The organism is Bifidobacterium moukalabense DSM 27321, from assembly GCF_000522505.1.
Taxonomy (GTDB): domain Bacteria; phylum Actinomycetota; class Actinomycetes; order Actinomycetales; family Bifidobacteriaceae; genus Bifidobacterium; species Bifidobacterium moukalabense.
Genome location: NZ_AZMV01000002.1, coordinates 93717 through 112850 on the forward strand (window position 1 = coordinate 93717; position 19134 = coordinate 112850).

At 57.8% G+C, this 19134-nt stretch carries 8 protein-coding genes and 3 rRNA genes; 7 read left to right on the forward strand and 4 right to left on the reverse strand.

Features of this window, described 5'->3' with window-relative positions; all coding sequences use genetic code 11:
* The first annotated feature begins 831 nt into the window (after window positions 1-831).
* From BMOU_RS02565 to BMOU_RS02585, 5 genes are read left to right on the forward strand one after another with little or no spacing between them, the layout of a single operon-like run.
* Window positions 832-2280: an ATP-binding protein gene (locus BMOU_RS02565; protein ID WP_051428883.1), complete on the forward strand. Its 1449-nt coding sequence runs from the start codon at window positions 832-834 to the stop codon at window positions 2278-2280.
* Window positions 2267-2740, forward strand: a complete 474-nt coding sequence (locus BMOU_RS02570) for a hypothetical protein (protein WP_034874617.1) — start codon at window positions 2267-2269, stop codon at window positions 2738-2740. The genes BMOU_RS02565 and BMOU_RS02570 overlap by 14 nt, the downstream gene beginning before the upstream one ends.
* The gene (locus tag BMOU_RS02575) at window positions 2697-5024 is read left to right on the forward strand and encodes a Z1 domain-containing protein (RefSeq protein ID WP_152535077.1); all 2328 of its coding nucleotides are present in this window, start codon (window positions 2697-2699) and stop codon (window positions 5022-5024) included. Before BMOU_RS02570 ends, BMOU_RS02575 begins: the two co-directional genes overlap by 44 nt.
* Entirely contained in the window at window positions 5024-6007 is a 984-nt protein-coding gene (locus BMOU_RS02580; RefSeq protein ID WP_034874621.1) for a PD-(D/E)XK motif protein, read from the forward strand. Before BMOU_RS02575 ends, BMOU_RS02580 begins: the two co-directional genes overlap by 1 nt.
* Window positions 6008-6009: 2 nt before the next feature.
* Window positions 6010-8409, forward strand: coding sequence for an AIPR family protein (locus BMOU_RS02585; protein WP_034874981.1), 2400 nt, complete (start codon window positions 6010-6012; stop codon window positions 8407-8409).
* Between the two features lie 6 nt (window positions 8410-8415).
* Here BMOU_RS02585 and BMOU_RS02590 read toward each other — a convergent pair whose 3' ends face one another.
* The 4 genes from BMOU_RS02590 to BMOU_RS02605 form a co-directional block, all read right to left on the reverse strand.
* Window positions 8416-9954, reverse strand: a complete 1539-nt coding sequence (locus tag BMOU_RS02590) for a DNA cytosine methyltransferase (protein ID WP_051428864.1) — start codon at window positions 9952-9954, stop codon at window positions 8416-8418.
* A 275-nt stretch (window positions 9955-10229) separates the two neighbouring features.
* Window positions 10230-10346: ribosomal RNA gene (rrf, locus tag BMOU_RS02595) — 5S ribosomal RNA — on the reverse strand.
* Window positions 10347-10568: 222 nt separating this feature from the next.
* Window positions 10569-13647: ribosomal RNA gene (locus BMOU_RS02600) — 23S ribosomal RNA — on the reverse strand.
* Between the two features lie 456 nt (window positions 13648-14103).
* A 16S ribosomal RNA gene (locus BMOU_RS02605) occupies window positions 14104-15637 on the reverse strand.
* Together the 16S, 23S and 5S rRNA genes form the textbook arrangement of a ribosomal RNA operon.
* A gap of 1014 nt (window positions 15638-16651) precedes the next feature.
* Here BMOU_RS02605 and BMOU_RS02610 point away from each other — a divergent pair.
* Both BMOU_RS02610 and BMOU_RS02615 read left to right on the forward strand, forming a co-directional pair.
* Window positions 16652-17977: an ABC transporter permease gene (locus BMOU_RS02610; protein WP_034874624.1), complete on the forward strand. Its 1326-nt coding sequence runs from the start codon at window positions 16652-16654 to the stop codon at window positions 17975-17977.
* Window positions 17974-19083: an ATP-binding cassette domain-containing protein gene (locus tag BMOU_RS02615; RefSeq protein WP_034874626.1), complete on the forward strand. Its 1110-nt coding sequence runs from the start codon at window positions 17974-17976 to the stop codon at window positions 19081-19083. Before BMOU_RS02610 ends, BMOU_RS02615 begins: the two co-directional genes overlap by 4 nt.
* The last annotated feature ends 51 nt before the right edge of the window (window positions 19084-19134 follow it).

Below are 19134 nucleotides of genomic sequence, written 5' to 3' on the forward strand. Positions count from 1 at the left end.
ATTTTTCAGGGATTGCGAACAAGCAAAAGGACAGACTCCGACATAGCGTATCGCCGCCTCATTCAAAATCAAATAATCACTCGGGAACGATATTGTGAGAACCCATCATTAGTCCGGTTCATTATAGTGTTAAATAAGTCCCGAACAAGTCAGGATTTGGTTGCCGAGCTTGATAATGATTCTCTTGCCCTATCATCAATGTTCCGAGATTGCCTCCTTGGAATGGTTTGGTGACCTTTGACAAGAACATTGCCTGTCCGGGAACGCCATAGAAGGAACATGGGAAGATTCTCCTCGCATTACACATGCCGGGGCTGGACGCCACTACCGTTGCGGAGAAACGACACCGGCTATGCCACAACCGACCACGGAAGCCATGGTGCACAACCGACTTCGACGTGAGGTCCGGACCTGACGTCGGCAAAGAATCCCGCCGAGTCTGCGCGCTGGGCACCACGAGGGAAGACCGCACACACCACTCGTTTAAAACAAGGCAAAGTCACAGCCGCGGCCTCCCACGACATGGGTGCCGCCGTGGACATACCTTCCCTGAACGGCGATGTACAAGACCGTTGAGCTTGAACATTACGCCATCCACTGCCACGCTTTGTCATGGGGTTCCGTCCCCTCATCAGGTGCCCAAGGAAACATCATTATCCCGCTCCATGCGATATATGAATGAGGAATTTCGACAAACGCTGCACGTTTTCCCCTTTTTTTGACAGTAGACTCGTCATTATTGAATATATGCCGCAGCAATAACAATGGAGAGAGATCGGTGGCATTATGAATGGGGTTACATGCACACCGGACCCAAATCTGCTTGAGTCCATGAGGTCGGTTGGGTACAGTCTGAACACCGCCGTGGCCGATATTGTCGACAATTCGATTGCGGCCCGGGCACAACGGGTCAGCATCCGGTATTTCGATTATGGGGAAAACCCCTACATCGCCATCATCGATGATGGCGATGGCATGGACGAGCGCGAGACCATCAACGCGATGAAACTGGCTGGATCCAGTCCAAGTCGCGAAAGGAAGGCTAACGATCTGGGCAGATTCGGCTTGGGATTAAAGACCGCGTCCTTGTCACAGGCCAGGTCGCTGTTGCTGTGCAGCGTGAAAGACGGACGTCAGACGACGCTCCGATGGGATCTTGATCACGTCGCAGCCGTCAGGGATTGGGAATTGGAAGCTCTGGATGAACGGCAGACGGATCTCGCGCTTCCCGCGAAAGTACGTGAACTGATGCCCAGCACGCACGGGACATGCGTGCTGTGGCAGAACCTCGACCGCTTGGAAACGATGGCGGGAGACTCCCTGCGGGACATGGACCAGGCGATGTCGGAACTATCCGATTATCTGGGCCTTGTCTTCCATCGTTTCACCTATCCGTATCCGGATGACGGCACCCCGAAGATAGAACTGACTGTGAACGGCATGCCGGTGCCGAAAAGGGATCCTTTCCTCACAGAGAACTTGGCGACGCAGCCGCAGCGTTTGCAACGCATACCCGGAACGGAAGCGACGTTGTGCGGCTACACACTCCCCTACCAGAACAAACTGACCACCGAGGACAGGAGGCTACTGGGCCTCACGTCCGAGAAGGGACACACCCTATTCGACACGCAGGGATTCTACGTCTACCGCGCGCATCGTCTGATCACCTGGGGCAGCTGGTATCGTCTGCTGCCACGCAAGGACGGGACGAAGCTTTCCCGCGTGAGGGTCGATATCCCCAACAGCATGGACGCCGAGTGGACATTGGATATCAAGAAATCACAGGCGACGCCTCCGAAGGCGATCCGCGACGCGATGAAACGATACGTGTCCAAACTTGCGACTCCCAGCCGGAAGACCCAGAAATGGCGCGGACGGAAAACCTCCGAGCAGCCGGAGGCCCGTATCTGGGATGTCATCAGCGACCGAGAGGGAACGTTCCGGTACGAGATTAACAGGGACAATCCCTATATCAGGAACTTCATCGCAGCACTGTCGGACAAGCAGAGGCGCGATTTCGCCGAAATGATGAAGATACTCGCAGTGGCCTTCCCCTATGACGATATGCAATCCAGGCTGTCCGGCGACCAAGCCAGCGAGGAACCCGATCTCGCCGATGAAGAGATCCGTGGAATGGCGAGGGACATGTGGCTGTTCTGCAGTCAATGCAAAGGGCAATCGCCGGAAGATTTTGTTGATTCGTTCAAAGACAAAGAGCCTTTCTCGTTATGCAAAAACGGAGAGGATGTTCTACTGGAGGTGACGTATGACCAACGCTGAAGAATGGAAAAAAGTCAAGCGATCCGTTAAAGGACTTGTGTTCAATGAGGACGAGCCAAGCGAGGAACTCATCCGGAGTGCGTTGGAGCTCATTGCGCAATCTCATCATCTTGGAGATGATGAGGACGGATTGGAAACTGCTTTCAGAGAACTCCGTTCGGAATTGATTCTCAAGATTGATGAAGGTATTACTCTCACTGACAAAAGCGATGTGTGGAAGCCTTGGTTCCCTGACCTGCAGGCCGACGAGAAATGGGACACGCCACGTTCGACTTCCTATTATCAGTATTTGATCCAAGATAGGGATTCCGAATACGCGACGCTTGACCACACCGCGAACGAGGTCATAGAGCTGTTGTCCGATCCGCGGCGAACACAACCCCCCCGTACGCCGCAAAGGCCTGATTCTAGGCGACGTGCAGTCAGGAAAGACGCGCACCTATATCGCTCTCATGCATAAGGCCGCGGATTGCGGGTACAAGCTCATCGTCGTGCTCACAAGCGACAACGAGAATCTGCGTCAGCAGACCCAGACGAGAATAGACACTGATTTCATCGGCTACCATAACGGGAGGCAAGCGGGTGTTGGCAGATATCTGGCCATGCGGAACGTCCCGAGATCCTCTCCATTGACGAACGATAATGATTTCGTCAAGGCCTATGAGGGCGCATTCAAGAACTTGGCCCGTCCCACATGGAGTGCAATAACCCCATACGTCGCCGTGATCAAGAAGAACGCCTCGATCCTCTCAAAATTCAACAGGTGGCTCAAAAATCCTGAATTCGATTCAGATCTGCCTGTCCTTGTCATCGATGACGAGAGCGACTACGCATCAGTCAATTCCGCGAAGGTGGATAATGAGCCCACCCGCATCAACAGGCTGATACGCGAACTCACCATGATCAGCTCACGTACCTCGTACGTCGCTGTGACGGCAACGCCCTTCGCGAACATCTTCATTGACGACGAGATCGAAGAGGACCTGTTCCCGCAAGATTTCATCCATATCCTACAATCCCCGAACGAATATATCGGCGCGAAGAAGCTGTTCGGCGACATGGATACGAAGCCCGAGAATTTCCCCTGCGTCCAAGAGCTCGACGAGGAGGACCTCGAGACATGGCTTCCCGTGACCCACAGAAAGACGTTCGACATCGTGGATCCCGGATTGCACGAAGCGGTGAAATACGCGATCGACTGTTTCGTCATCGCGTGCTGCCTACGGCCGAACGCGGACGCATGCCGGCAGTCGATGCTAATCCACATGTCGCGCTTCACGGAAGTGCAGCGGCAGATCGCCGACCGGGTCTACGATTACGTCTGCTCCTTGGAGAAGGCCGTCCGTTTCCATTCGCAGGACGACCCACGGGTCGAAAGGCTCCACTGCGCCTTCGTCAGGGAATACGAATGCAACTGGCAGACGGGCGGTCAAACATGGGAGAAGTTCTATCCGCGCGTCCGCAGATTCGTCCTGTCCGGCAGACTGCGCGTCCGCCTCGTTAATTCCGATGCCGCCGAATGGAGTCTCCAACACAATGTTCTTGACGATCCATCCTCGAACGAATGCACCTTGTTCGTCGGTGGAAACCAGCTTTCCCGAGGTATGACACTTGATGGCCTGATCTGCAGCGTGTTCTACCGCCGCGTGACTGCGTCGGATACCCTGCTGCAGATGGGCCGCTGGTTCGGATACAGGCCCCATTACGCGCAGCTGCAGCGTATCTGGATGCTTCCGCAGTCGGTGCTCGACTACCGATACTCGTGCTCCATCGTCGAGGAGCTGAAGCAATCCGCACAGCATATGAAGCGCCAGGGAATGACCCCGAAGCAGTTCGGCCTAGCGATCAGGAAGAATCCGAACCGCGGTGTGCGCATCACCAATGTCGGGAAAATGAGGAATGCGGAGGAAGGCGAACAGTTCCAAGAATTTGATCTTTCCGGAGAAATCATCGAGTCTATCAAGCTAACCGTGGACGGTAAGCAGCTGGAGAGGAACGACCGAGCCTTGGAAGAACTGCTCAGGGGGCTGCACGCCCCGGGGGTCGTTTCAGGTGAATCTCCCATGGCGCATACCCAAGTCTTCACTGATGTGCCGGCCAAGGCAATCGTCGATTTTCTCACCGGATACAAGGCGGGGTACGGCGACAAATTCGGATTCACCGTCTTCACCTATCCGAACCGCGACATCGAGTGGGACAGCTCCCTCGTCGAGAGATATGCCAAGACGCAAATGGAGGAAAATCCATCAATCACATGGAATGTAACGTTCATCAACGGTGAGGGCGGCAAAGTGGAGAATCCCGACGATCTGGATTTCGCTTGGAAGAAGGTCGTACGAAAAAGCTCGTACAACCCGGACAAAGGCTATTTCCAGATAAACGACAAGAGGATGCGCCTCGGATCAAGGACGGATGTGCTCAAGGTCGCGAGATTCGTATACGACGGGACGATCGACGATCAATCCAAGTCGGAACGCGACTATTATCTCACGGAATATTTCGGCAACCATCCGAGTCTCTTGCTTTACCGTGTCCAAGTCAAGAGCATCAAAGGCTGGCATCAGAATCTCGTTCCCGAGGACGGTCCGGGCCTTCTGGCCGCGAAACTGATAGTCCCGGTCGACAGGAAGGACACCAGTCATAGACTGGGTAAGGCGGTCTACGTATACAACACGGTCGCGCAACGGAACGAGTACGAGCGTCTCAGGCAAGAGGAAGCCTACGGGCAGGATGAGGACGACTGATGAGATACCGGATTGACGAAATCATTTCATTCTGGAGGGAGGGACTGCGGTACCCGGGCCAGACCAACCGCGAATTGGATACATCCCTCCAACTACCCGTCGTCCTTGGATGCACGGCGGAGGGGCTCCCCTACGCTATGCTATTGACGGACAGCCGCCCGAAGGTCCCGAAAAGGATGGAGGCGATCGACGTGCGGGTGGGCAAACGTTCCGGTGCCGGGCCCTCCGAGGCATGGTCGCTGACGTTCATACTCCAAGATCAGAGTCTGGTGCATGCCTTCGCGGAGATCTGCCTCGCGTTCGCGGAACGCATCGCCGAGGCCTCTTCGAAAGATGCTGCGTTGAGACAAATCTACGTGACCGTCGACCAATGGCAGCGTCTGCTGAAGAGCGGAAGGGACGCGGATGTCGTCAGGATCCTGCGTGGAGCTTTCGGGGAGTTGGCTTCCATATTCGAAATCTCGGAACGTACAGGGAAGAGCATAGAGGATATATGCGCGTCATGGACCGGCCCCTATGAGAGACCCCAAGATTTCATATTCCCGGATGACGGCAGTGCTTGGGAGGTCAAGACTGTCCGTCCAGCCGCTGAATGTATCAGGATATCCTCTCCGGAGCAGCTCGACACGTCAAGGTACTCCATCAGCCTCATCGTCGTGGAGATGAAGGAGAACGCCGACGGATTGACTCTCCCGGCGCTTGTGGACGCCCTAAGGGGACAATCCTCAGATCCCTCCACGGTGACGGGGTATATCGATGACGGCCTGAGCAAACTGGGACTGAGCATTTATTCCGGCTTGGTCTCACAGACGACCTTCGAGATCAGCCGGATATCGGTCTACGCTGTCAGATCCGATTTCCCACGCATGGAAGCGAAGGACGTGCCGGAGAACGTGCTGGATCTGACGTACAGTCTCAACCGCGGCAGAATACGTCCGTTCATGCTCCACACAGGCGTCTTTCAGATCAAAGATTCGGAGTAATGATGCTTACCGTTGAAGAATACCGCCATGAGCTCTGGAGAGAAGTGACGGAGAGGGCCCAAGACCATGAGATATACGATCAGGAGGCCTTCTTCGAGACGACCTGCGAGATACTAAGGGACAGCGAGGCCATAACCGCGTACCATCCCGCGTACACCCGTTACAGGATGGGAACGTCCCAAGCCCTCGCCATCGACGGATACGACCAAGATGCGTTCGAAATGGACGAGTCCATCGTGGTCATAGCCTGCGACGACAAATTCACGCTGGACGAGGATGACACGTTACCGACCATCCAAAGCAACGAATGCAAGCGGTACTTCAATGCTATGCATCGTTTCGTCGCCTCGGCATGGAACGGCACCTACCAAGCCCGTGCCGAGGAAAGCAGCGAGACCTTCGAGTTCGCCCAGTTCATACACGAGCATCGGACCTCAATAAGCCGTATCCGCCTGTACTTCATCACGGACCGCGAGTACACGGGCCGTGATGACTCGTCCAAAAGCCAGATCGATCGGTATACGAAGGACGGGGAGGATTACAAGGTCAGCTGGGAGACCCACATCTGGGACATACGGCGTCTGATGGAGTCCTCGCGCGCGGGACTCATCGAGCATACGTCGATAGTCCTCGAGAACGGGTTGCCCGCGGTCAAGGCCTCTGGCTACGACGAGAGCATGGATACGTATCTTCTGTTCGTCACCGGAAACATGCTGTCTAAATGGTATAGGAAATACGGTTCCAAACTCATGGAGGCCAACGTCCGCTCCTTCCTTTCGATGAGGGGAAAGGTCAACAAGGGCATCCGCCAGACATTGAATGAGAATCCGGACCGATTCGTCGCGTACAACAATGGTCTGACCGCGACCGCCACCTGCGTCAAGCTCAACGAAAGGGGATGTATCACCCGGCTCGACGACCTGCAGATCGTCAACGGCGGGCAGACGACTGCGTCCATCTTCTACACGGAGCAGAAGGACAGGACCGATCTTTCCCGGGTCATCGTCCCTGTGAAGCTCGTCGTCGTGCATGAGAGCGTAGCAAGGGAACTGGTCCCGTACATCTCGCGCTTCACCAACAGCCAGAACAAGGTAGCGGAAGCGGATTTCTCGTCCAACAGCGAATACCAGGTGAAACTGGAGAGGCTTTCCCGGGCGACGCTCACTCCGCCTTTGCCCGGGGCGATCCAGACGCACTGGTATTACGAGCGTGCACGCGGACAGTACGAGAGCGAACGCGACCGATTAGACACCACGGCCCGGAAATCTTTCGAAAGGGCGAATCCGAGCAAGCAGCGCATCAAGATGGTGGAGGCCCCCAAATATCTGATGTGCTGGGATCAGCAGCCTCAAGTCGCAAGTCTCGGCCTTCAGAAGTGCTTCGCCAAATTCGTTAATTCCCAGAAGGATGATGCGGCCTCGAACTTGGACGCCGACTTCTACAAGCGTCTGGTATGCAAGAAGATTGTCTTCGATACCGTCTACAAGCATATCAAACACACGGACTGGTTCCTCGGCGCTTATCAGTCGAACATCGCGGAGTATGCCGTCGCGAAATATTCGCAGGATCTGAAGCGTGCGGGAACTGAATGCGACTTCTCCGCCATCTGGCGCAGACAGTCCATCGATCCGGAGATGCTGGGCTGTCTTATGAAAGCGGGACAACAGGCGAGCAAAGTGCTCAATGATCCGCGACGTCCGGTCCAGAACGTGTCCGAATGGGCGAAAAAGGACCAATGCTGGGCCAATCTGAAGAAGCACCCGTCCTGCTTAGATGCCGACCCGGTCGAACTCGCGGTAGAAAAACCGAGGCACGCGAGCCGGAGAAAGACGAATCCGTCCACAACTTCCGACATAGTCACGCCGCGGCATGGAGCCATGAACGACAGCCAGACGACTGTCGATGAGGAGCTCATTCATGATTGGAGGAAGCTGACCGCCGAATCCTGTCGCCGTCTTTACGACTTCGCCTCCGGAAAGGCGTTCCTGAGTCCCAAATCAGAAGCCTCACTCAGGGCTTTGATGGACGGACGTGACGACTCCATCAACGTGAATTCGCTCAACTATCTTATCTCCTTGTGCGTCAAGGCAGGTTTCCCTTTAAGCTCCCTGTCCGGAAGGAACGACGAAGGACCTACCGACGGACAAGGCGTCTCCCCATCGTCCGACGTCCACAGGATGACCCACCGCGAATTCCTTCTGGCTATTCCGGAACAGAATTGGAGCACCATCATCGACTGGGGCAGGAGTCATTACCTGATATCCGACGATACGATGGCTGAGCTCGCGAAGCTCAGCCGTGGAGGTTCCCTTTCCGACCAGGAAATAGATTCCCTGTGGCAGCTGCGGGAAAGAATAGTCAGGAACGGTTTCCCAAGGTCCGTGTTCGCGCCGCGAGCGTGAGCACGGTTATCGGAGGAACGCGCGCGCGGGCCTGTCCATCCAGTCCGCGATGATGACCGCTATCTGCTGAGCGAGCAGCGGAGGCACCGCGTTGCCGACTTGGCGGTACTGGTCGGTCCGGTTTCCCTCGAAAAAGTAATCGTCGGGGAAAGTCTGCAATCGTGCTGCCTCCCTGACTGTCAGGCTACGGCACTGCCTCGGATCGGGATGGATGAAATAGTGTCCGTCCTTGGCTATATGTGATGTCACCGTCGTCGAGGGATGGTTTGCCAGCTGCACATGGAAACGGTCCGGAAAGACTATCTCCTTCCCCTCCAGCACGCCTTGGACGTTCCGGTGATTTGGGAGCAGTGCTTTCGGGAAATTGTAGAGCTTCGCGCAATAGCCATTGTGTTTGGCGAACGCGGCACAGAAAAGATAACGGTCCAGATCGGAGCTCATATGGTTTCTCGACGTGTCCTCCGGAAGGATCCTGTTTTTCCCAAGATGGCAGCGGTACCAAGCGAACAACGGATTACCGGGTTCGTTTTCCCTCACATGGGCGCCTGACTGCGATTGAGGCAGCCGTCTCGCGGCCACGATGTCCCCCAACTCCGCCGAGAGCACACTGCCCTCAGGGGTCCGAAGGAGTCTTTCCGCTGCGGTCGAAATGTAATCGGCCCAATCCATATCCGCATGGGCCCTCGCGGAGAACCCGCTACGGAGGGCGGGCATGTTCCCGAGAACCTGTCCCACAGTCACTTTCTCCCTCTTCCGCAGGATCTTGGGCACCGGATGCTCAATATCGTTCCGCGTACCCAGAAGGATGACCCTGTGCCGAGCTTGGGGAATCCCATATTCATCGGCATGGACGATGTAGTCGTGAGGATTACCGGGTTCGTTTGTCACCAACGAATGAAGCGTATACTTTTTATCCTGCATATCCTCACGGATATGGCCAAAGACGCCTTGTCCATAGTTACGCGCGGATAGTAGTCCCTTCACGTTCTCCATCGCGAAGGCGGCTGGACGCAACTTCTCGATAAATCTGAGATAGCACTTATATAGGGTCTGCTTCTCATCTCGTTCCAAATCATCCTTTTGATGCGTACGCCTTGCTCTGCCGGCGAGGGAATACGCTTGGCATGGAGGGCCGCCGATCAATACGAAATCCTTTACGTCGTATTCCGCGTAGTGCTTCTCGAGCCTTTGCTGGGCCATTGTGACGTATGTATCGTCGTCCACGACCAATTTACCCTGCACCGCTTCGATGTCGGCCGCTTTCCATTCATCCGGATATACGTCCCGGAGCGTCTGCATATTCTCTTTGGTTGGGGAGGAGATATAGGCGATATACTCATCGGGCAGTAGACCGTTCTTCATGATGGATCGTGCGAAAGAGCGAAGCCGCAAGGTCGCGTGCGCGGTCCTCTCCATCTCGACCGACATGACCACCTTGAAAACAGGTTTCCCGTTTTCATCGAGAATGGTGCTGAATCCCTCGCCCAAACCGCCAGGACCGGCGAATAGGTCAATGACCGGTATTGGCTTCCACTGAGCACTCACAATGCACTCCCCTATTATGTCGGCGGTAGGTTCAAACTTTTAGTGTATAATATAACCTTCCATAAATGGAAACTGGGACCAATCATTAGATATGGACAGCCAAGTTTCAAGGGGATCTACACTTTCACGACCCCACGGATGTGGGGGATCCACAAGAAGCCCCTCTGGCAGGAGTCTACGGAAAAAACGACGACGGGAACGGAACAGGAATAAAAAATGGACCCCTTCCCCGGGAGCCCGACAGGCTCGACCGGGGAAGGGGTCCCAACGGTTGGATGCGGCGGCGCGTTACTCTCCCACACCCTCCCGGGTGCAGTACCATCACCGTGCCAGGCCTTAGCTTCCGGGTTCGGAAAGGGACCGGGCGTCACACCTGGGCCATGGCCACCGCAAGACCAAAAACAACGGAACAGGAAACCATCACGGAAACCGTTCCGGCATACGCTCCAACCCCGCACGGGACTGGAACCCGTGGCGGTTTGGGAACCGGCTAGTAGACGCGAGGCAAAGCCCATCGTTTTATCGTATTCGTGACCAATTCCGGCGCTATTGTCGCCTGGAACGATCCCGCAGCAGGAAAGACGCGGACCCGACCCAACCACAGGGGTCGGGACGTTATGTCGCCATCGCCCGTTAGTACCGGTCGGCTCCACCCCTCGCGGGGCTTCCACCTCCGGCCTATCAAACACGTGTTCCACATGCGGGCTACAACAGTTCAGGACTGTAAGGAATCCTAATCTCGGAGCAGGCTTCCCGCTTAGATGCTTTCAGCGGTTATCCCTCCCGAACGTGGCCAACCGGCCGTGCCGCTGGCGCGACAACCGGCAAACCAGAGGTTCGTCCACCCAGGTCCTCTCGTACTATGGGCAGGCCTCCCCAGGATTCCAACGAGCGCAGAGGATAGAGACCAAACTGTCTCACGACGTTCTGAACCCAGCTCGCGTGCCGCTTTAATCGGCGAACAGCCGAACCCTTGGGACCTGCTCCAGCCCCAGGATGCGACGAGCCGACATCGAGGTGCCAAACCATCCCGTCGATATGGACTCTTGGGAATGATCAGCCTGTTATCCCCGGGGTACCTTTTATCCGTTGAGCGATGCCGCGCCCGTGCGCCGGCACCGGATCACTATCTCCGACTTTCGTCCCTGCCCGGACCGTCGTCCTCGCAGTCAAGCCCGCTTGTGCGATTGCACTCGACACCCGATTGCCAACCGGGCTGAGCGGACCTTTGAGCGCCTCCGTTACTCTTTGGGAGGCAACCGCCCCAGTTAAACTACCCGCCAGGCACTGTCCCTGAACGGGATGACCGTTCGAGGTGAGACGTCAAACGAGAACAGAGCGGTATTTCACCTTGCGGCTCCACACGGGCTGGCGCCCGCGCTTCGAAGCCTCCCGCCTATGCTACACAATCCGCGACTGACGCCAATACCAAGGTATAGTAAAGGTCCCGGGGTCTTTTCGTCCTTCTGCGCTTAACGAGCATCTTTACTCGTACTGCAATTTCGCCGAGCTCCTGGTCGAGACAGCGGGGAAGTCGTTACGCCATTCGTGCAGGTCGGAACTTACCCGACAAGGAATTTCGCTACCTTAGGATGGTTATAGTTACCACCGCCGTTTACCGGGGCTTGAATTCACCGCTTCACCCCCAAGGGGGCTGACGGATCCTCTTAACCTTCCGGCACCGGGCAGGCGTCAGTGCATATACAGCGGCTTACGCCTTCGCATGCACCTGTGTTTTTGGTAAACAGTCGCTACCCCCTGGTCTGTGCCACCCCCACACGCTCCCGGAGCATGTCCGTTCACCCGCGGGGGTCTCCCTTATGCCGAAGGCACGGGAGCGGTTTGCCGAGTTCCTTGACCAGGATTCGCTCGATCGCCTTGGTATTCTCTACCTGACCACCAGTGTCGGTTTGGGGTACGGGCGGCAACGCGCCTGACGCCGAGGCTTTTCTCGACGGCCTGGACCACCGGATATCGGCCCGCAACGGGCCCCATCATCGCACCTCGCGCCCATGCACCACGGATTTGCCTATGATGCGCGCTGCGTGCTTGACCACGGAAAACCACCTCCGCGGCCGGCTCCCATTCCGTGTCACCCCTGCGCTCACCTACTGCGGCTGCGCCCCCAACGGGAACCCCGGCACGCGCCCCCGAAGGAACGCACGCCCGGAAACCCGGAGGTCGGCACCCACCGTCTCGGTCCTGTCGGTTCGCTGCCGGTACGGGAATATCCACCCGTTCATCCATTCGACTACGCCTGTCGGCCTCGCCTTAGGACCCGACTCACCCGGGGACGACGAACGTGGCCCCGGAACCCTTGGTCATCCGGCGGACGGGATCCTCACCCGTCTTCCGCTACTCATGTCTGCATTCTCACTCCCCTGAAGTCCACGGCACGGTCACCCGGCCGCTTCGCCCCTCAGGGGACGCTCTCCTACCCGGCACGCGCAAACGCGTGCCGCCGCGTCTTCGGTGGTGTGCTTGAGCCCCGCTACATTGTCGGCGCGGGACCACTAGACCAGTGAGCTGTTACGCACTCTTTCAAGGATGGCTGCTTCTGAGCCAACCTCCTGGCTGTCTATGCGGCCCCACATCCTTTCCCACTTAGCACACGCTTCGGGACCTTGGACGACGGTCTGGGCTGTCTCCCTCTCGACGACGGAGCTTATCCCCCGCCGACTCACTGCCGGCATACACATCGACGGTATTCGGAGTTCGGCTGCTGTTGGTACCCCACAAGGGCCCGCAAGCATCCGGTAGCTCTACCCCCGCGATGCAATAAGCCGACGCTGCACCCAAATGCATTTCGGAGAGAACCAGCTATCACGGAATTTGATTGGCCTTTCACCCCTAGCCCCAGGTCATCCCCCCGGTTTTCAACCCAGGTGGGTTCGGTCCTCCACGCGGTCTTACCCGCGCTTCAACCTGCCCAGGGCTAGATCATCCCGCTTCGGGTCCAGGACACGCGACTGAAAAACGCCCTATTCGGACTCGCCTTCGCTACGGCTGCCCCACCACGGGTTAGCCTCGCCACGCACCACTGACTCGCAGACTCATTTTTCGATAGGCACGCCGTCACCCCACAAAAGGGCTCCGACGGATTGTAGGCGCACGGTTTCAGGAACTCTTTCACTCCCCTCCCGGGGTGCTTTTCACCTTTCCCTCACGGTACTGGTACGCTATCGGTCAGACAGGTATGCTTAGACTTACGCCACGGTCGGCGCCGATTCACGCGGGATTCCACGAGGCCCGCGCTACTTGGGACACGCGATCGGGAGACGGCAAGCGTCCAGGTACGGGGCTGGCACCCTCTACGGCCAGGCCTTCAAGCCTGTTCCCCTGGCTAGCCGCTTTATGACTCCCGCCCGGCCCGTCGGGGCCGGGACACACGCTCCCGCAACCCCGGCCACGCAACCCCCGACGGGTATCGCGCGCGGCCGGTTTGGTCTGATCCGCTTTCGCTCGCCACTACTCACGGAGTATCCCTTCCTGCAGGTACTGAGATGTTTCACTTCCCTGCGTACCCCCCGCAACAAATGCGGTGCCGGCCCATGACGGCCGGCGGGTTGCCCCATTCGGAAATCCTCGGATCGAAGCCATGCTGGAGGCTCCCCGAGGCTTATCGCATCCTCAAACGTCCTTCGTCGGTACTGTCTGCCAAGGCATCCACCATACGCCCTTGCAAGCGACACAACGGCACCACGGCCATCGCCCCGCCCGCGGGTCTCCTGATAGCAGGATCGCCAGACGACAAATCATCACACTCAAAATGATCACAAAACGATCGATCTCGAAACCAAACTCGAAAAAGAAGAGTTTGGCGAAATCGCGATAAGCAAAGAGAAACACCAGGTTTCCCTTGCTCGCGTCCACTATCCAGTTCTCAAACCACCACGCGCCACCACTGTCACCCGACGTCCGAACGACGTCCAGGCCACCCATGATGGGCATCGAACCGCACCACAATCCAAGACTGTGGGGTGGCGGTCCGGGAACCCAAAAGCACACCCATACCACCCCCGCCACCCCGCAGGGGGACGGCAGGCCAGACGATCTCTTCCACACCAGCATCCCCACACGAAACCGTGGAACCATTCCACGCGCATGGGGCACACACCGGACACGAACCGTGCCCTGAATTCTCCGTAGAAAGGAGGTGATCCAGCCGCACCTTCCGGTACGGCTACCTTGTTACGACTTAGTCCCAATCACGAGCCTCACCTTAGACGGCTCCACCCCCAAAAGGGGTTAGGCCACCGGCTTCGGGTGCTGCCCACTTTCATGACTTGACGGGCGGTGTGTACAAGGCCCGGGAACGCATTCACCGCGGCGTTGCTGATCCGCGATTACTAGCGACTCCGCCTTCATGGAGTCGGGTTGCAGACTCCAATCCGAACTGAGACCGGTTTTCAGGGATCCGCTCCATGTCGCCATGTCGCATCCCGCTGTACCGGCCATTGTAGCATGCGTGAAGCCCTGGACGTAAGGGGCATGATGATCTGACGTCATCCCCACCTTCCTCCGAGTTGACCCCGGCGGTCCCCCGTGAGTTCCCACCACGACGTGCTGGCAACACAGGGCGAGGGTTGCGCTCGTTGCGGGACTTAACCCAACATCTCACGACACGAGCTGACGACGACCATGCACCACCTGTGAACCCGCCCCGAAGGGAAGACCCGTCTCCGGATCGGTCGGGAACATGTCAAGCCCAGGTAAGGTTCTTCGCGTTGCATCGAATTAATCCGCATGCTCCGCCGCTTGTGCGGGCCCCCGTCAATTTCTTTGAGTTTTAGCCTTGCGGCCGTACTCCCCAGGCGGGATGCTTAACGCGTTAGCTCCGACACGGAACCCGTGGAACGGGCCCCACATCCAGCATCCACCGTTTACGGCGTGGACTACCAGGGTATCTAATCCTGTTCGCTCCCCACGCTTTCGCTCCTCAGCGTCAGTGACGGCCCAGAGACCTGCCTTCGCCATTGGTGTTCTTCCCGATATCTACACATTCCACCGTTACACCGGGAATTCCAGTCTCCCCTACCGCACTCCAGCCCGCCCGTACCCGGCGCAGACCCACCGTTAAGCGATGGGCTTTCACACCGGACGCGACGAACCGCCTACGAGCCCTTTACGCCCAATAATTCCGGATAACGCTTGCACCCTACGTATTACCGCGGCTGCTGGCACGTAGTTAGCCGGTGCTTATTCGAAGGGTACACTCACCGGACAAGCCGGCTTGCTCCCGATCAAAAGCGGTTTACAACCCGAAGGCCTCCATCCCGCACGCGGCGTCGCTGCATCAGGCTTGCGCCCATTGTGCAATATTCCCCACTGCTGCCTCCCGTAGGAGTCTGGGCCGTATCTCAGTCCCAATGTGGCCGGTCGCCCTCTCAGGCCGGCTACCCGTCGTAGGCTCGGTGGGCCGTCACCCCGCCGACTACCTGATAGGACGCGACCCCATCCCATACCGATGAAATCTTTCCCGGCCCACCATGCGATGGGCCGGAGCATCCGGCATTACCACCCGTTTCCAGGAGCTATTCCGGTGTATGGGGCAGGTCGGTCACGCATTACTCACCCGTTCGCCACTCTCACCCGGGAGCGAACCCCCGGGATCCCGTTCGACTTGCATGTGTTAAGCACGCCGCCAGCGTTCATCCTGAGCCAGAATCGAACCCTCCACAAAAAAACCTTCATGAAGAGAACCAAACAATGACCCTCAAAAACAAAGAAAATCGACATCGCCTTATCAGGAAAGGCGCATCGCACGAAAACCCCGTCCCGTTCGACCGGTCTCCCGGCACCCGCGCAACGCGCGGGCCGTAGGACGGACTGGCAATCATTTGACCATAAAGAAGTAGTACAGATACGCTCTTGAGTTCTCAAACCACCACCGCACGCCCCGCGCGCACCCGGAAGGAACCCTCCCGGACCGCCCGCCGAGCGGCAGCAAGGGATAAACATACACGACCCGGCCGCCCCACGCAACCCCGCCCCACACCGACCGGGCCAAAACCATTGCGAACACACGCCTCAACCGGCGTGTCGCAAACACGGGCAAACCCCACCCAAAACCCGCCCGCACGGCCGGACAACACCACCGGAACCCCACGGGACGGCGGGCGCACCGCCCAAAACCGGACCCCCAACGGCGTGTCGCACACGCCACGGGACAGGGACGCCCACGGACGGACGACACCCACCGGCATGCCATCCCGCCACGCACGGAGACACGGCAACCCACACGCACCACGCAGGAGCCGCCGTGCCGTAGAACGCGCCTGTATGCTTGCTTTCCGCAACGCCCACGCACCACGCAGGAGCCGTGGATACGGTGAAGCACGCAGGCAAGAGAACCCTGCACACGGGCCACGGCCATCTCCCAATCAGACCGACATCCACCGACCGCCTCATCGAAGAGCAGGAACTGAAGTGGACGCACGAATCACGACGACAGCGGCGAACGGGGGCATCATTGGCCGCATCCGGCCCTTATAGACCACGATTCTCAGGAAGTACTCAGACTTCATGCAGGGGTATAACAGTATTGCGCAAGAAAACATACACGTAGTATGACCATCATGTTGGTACGGGACGCAACCGTGCGCTTTGGGCTTGCCTTGCTGGAGCGCGCGTCCCGGCCAACGTCGACGTCGGCATGCCGCTGGCGCAACAACACAGAGAACTGGAGAAGTACCGCATGTTCGTTCTCAAGAACGCATGGGCCGCACTCGGACGCCGCAAATGGCGTACGGTGCTCATCGCCCTCATAGCACTGCTGGTGTCGTTCTCGGCAGCCGTGGACCTAGCGGTCCTACGCTCCGATGACACAGCCAATAATGAAACATACCAGTCGCAGAAAGCTTCGGCGGTGATTCGGCCGAACGCGCAAATCAAAGCCAAACGCGACGGCGCTGACTCCAGCTATACCGACAACTATCTGACTTGGGCCAAGTACAGCGAATATGCAACCGCCGTACAGAACAAAAGCCTGACCTTCGAATACACGCTTGCCACTTCGGTACCGGTACGTCAGAGCAAATCGTTGACGGCAATCGCCGCGAAGACCGACACCAGCGAGGACAAGACCGGCGGCAATCTGACGCTACAGGCGTTCTACACCTTGGATGCGGCAAAGCTCAACGAATACGGCACCTATAAGGTGACCGAAGGTAAGCATCTGAGCTACAAGACTCAGGGCGACGGTGCACTGATCTCCCAGGCACTGGCCAAAAAGAACAATCTCAAGGTCGGAGACAAAATCACCGTCGGCAATCCGACCGACGCCTCCGAAACCTACACGTTCACCGTTCGCGGCATCTACGAGTACACCGATGCGGCGCCGTCCGGCTTCGGTTCCAACGCCAAGTACGCCAAAGACAATCGTGAAAACGTGATCTACACCTCGTATCTCACGTTCGCCAAGGACGGTCTGGACAACACGGACGCCAAGGGCTGGGCCAAGCCGGACCTGAACATCATTTTCACGCTGAGCAATCCGAGCGATTACAACACATTCGTCAAGCTGGTGAAGAAGGCCAAACTCGACACCAAGACGTATGAGATCACCTCGCCGTCACTTACCTCGTACAAGCAGTCCATCGCAAAGCTGGACTCCACCGCCGCCATCGTACGCAAGGCGCTGCCGGCAATGCTGATCGGCGGCGGACTGGTGCTGCTTGCGCTGATTCTATGGGCTGCGATCGCCGGCCGCCGAGACGAAATCGGCATGGCCATGGTGACGGGCGTATCCAAGGGACGCCTGGGATGGCAGTTCATGCTGGAGACCTTCATGATGACCGTTCCGGCCTGGGCGATCGGTTTGATTGCGGGGGCGCTGCTCGCCAAACCGCTGGGCACCGCGTGGGCAGGTGGCCATACAGTGGCGATCACATCCGCCTCGGTGTGGAACGTGATCTGGTGCGGTGTGGGCGTGTGCTTGGCGCTGGGCATCATCGCACTGATCCGCGTGCTGTGCTTCAACCTGAATCAACTATTTGAAAACCGCTCGGAGGTGAAGGCATGAGCGACAAGGACAACGAACTCAACGACAAGCTCGACGAAACCGCGGTCGAAAAGGATGACGTCGAAACGGACGCAACTGAAACGGACGTAACGTCAGACGCCGTCGTCGAGGCATCCACCGACGACGCGACCGATGTCGACGTGGCATCCATCGATTTCGACGTCGTCTATGACGATGACGACGAAAGCGACACCGCGCCCGTCGCCGAATCCTCCGAGACCGCAGATGCGCAGTCCGCCGCGGAGCAAAGCGACGAAGGGGCCGATTCGGACATCGTCACAGACAACGCGGATCATGTGAACGAGACGCTGGCATTGCGTAAGACCGACGACACCGAATCGTTGGACGCGCGTGCGACCGCGGCATCCGACTCCGCGACGAGCGTGTCCTCACGGCTGGATCGTGAAATCAAGCGCTCCAAGAAGAAAGACACCTTCTTCCTGAAGTCGAATCCGACATTCGCGCTCAATCGCGTGACGGTGACGAATCGCAAGACGGGACGTAACATTCTTGACGACCTGTCACTCGCATTCCAGTCCGGTGCAACCTATGCCGTGCTGGTGGATGCCGAAGACAACGAGCAGCACCAGGCGTTGCTTGCCACAATGGTGGGCATGATCCGTCCGGATCGCGGCAACGTGATGAACAAAAGCGCCAATCTGAACGAGGTGGAGCCGCTTGACGTGCTCGGACATCGTATCGGCTTCATTCCGCAACGTTTTGCCGTGCGTGGTGATCTCGACGCGGAGGGCAACATCCTCTACGCAATGGACGCTTCGAACCGCAACTTCCTCAGGCCGAAGCCGGTGATCGCACGCGAACTGCTCAAGCGGGTCGGCTTCACCGAGGCGACCTCCGGCCTGCCGATCGGCAAGCTGAGCGAGCTCGACCAGCGTCGCGTGGCGATAGCGCGCGCCCTGTGCTGCGAAGCCGAGGTGATCATCGCCGACGAGCCGACCGCCGGACTGGACCGTGACGACGCCACCGAGGTGCTGGCGTTGCTGGGCAAGTTCAAGCGTGATGCGGATCGCAAGCGTGCAATCATCGTGGTGACCGTCAATCCCGAAATCTCCGACGCGATGGAGCATAGCGTGGAACTTGAGTAGGTGTCTCTCCGGCCTATGGCATCCGTCTTATGCGTGACGGATGAATCGGCA

Excerpts from the sequence above, each read along its gene's own strand:
- BMOU_RS02580 (WP_034874621.1), top strand. The coding sequence starts at position 5,024 with ATGAGATACCGGATTGACGAAATCATTTCATTCTGGAGGGAGGGACTG.
- BMOU_RS02570 (WP_034874617.1), top strand. The coding sequence starts at position 2,267 with ATGACCAACGCTGAAGAATGGAAAAAAGTCAAGCGATCCGTTAAAGGA.
- BMOU_RS02615 (WP_034874626.1), top strand. The coding sequence starts at position 17,974 with ATGAGCGACAAGGACAACGAACTCAACGACAAGCTCGACGAAACCGCG.
- BMOU_RS02585 (WP_034874981.1), top strand. The coding sequence starts at position 6,010 with ATGCTTACCGTTGAAGAATACCGCCATGAGCTCTGGAGAGAAGTGACG.
- BMOU_RS02610 (WP_034874624.1), top strand. The coding sequence starts at position 16,652 with ATGTTCGTTCTCAAGAACGCATGGGCCGCACTCGGACGCCGCAAATGG.
- BMOU_RS02565 (WP_051428883.1), top strand. The coding sequence starts at position 832 with ATGAGGTCGGTTGGGTACAGTCTGAACACCGCCGTGGCCGATATTGTC.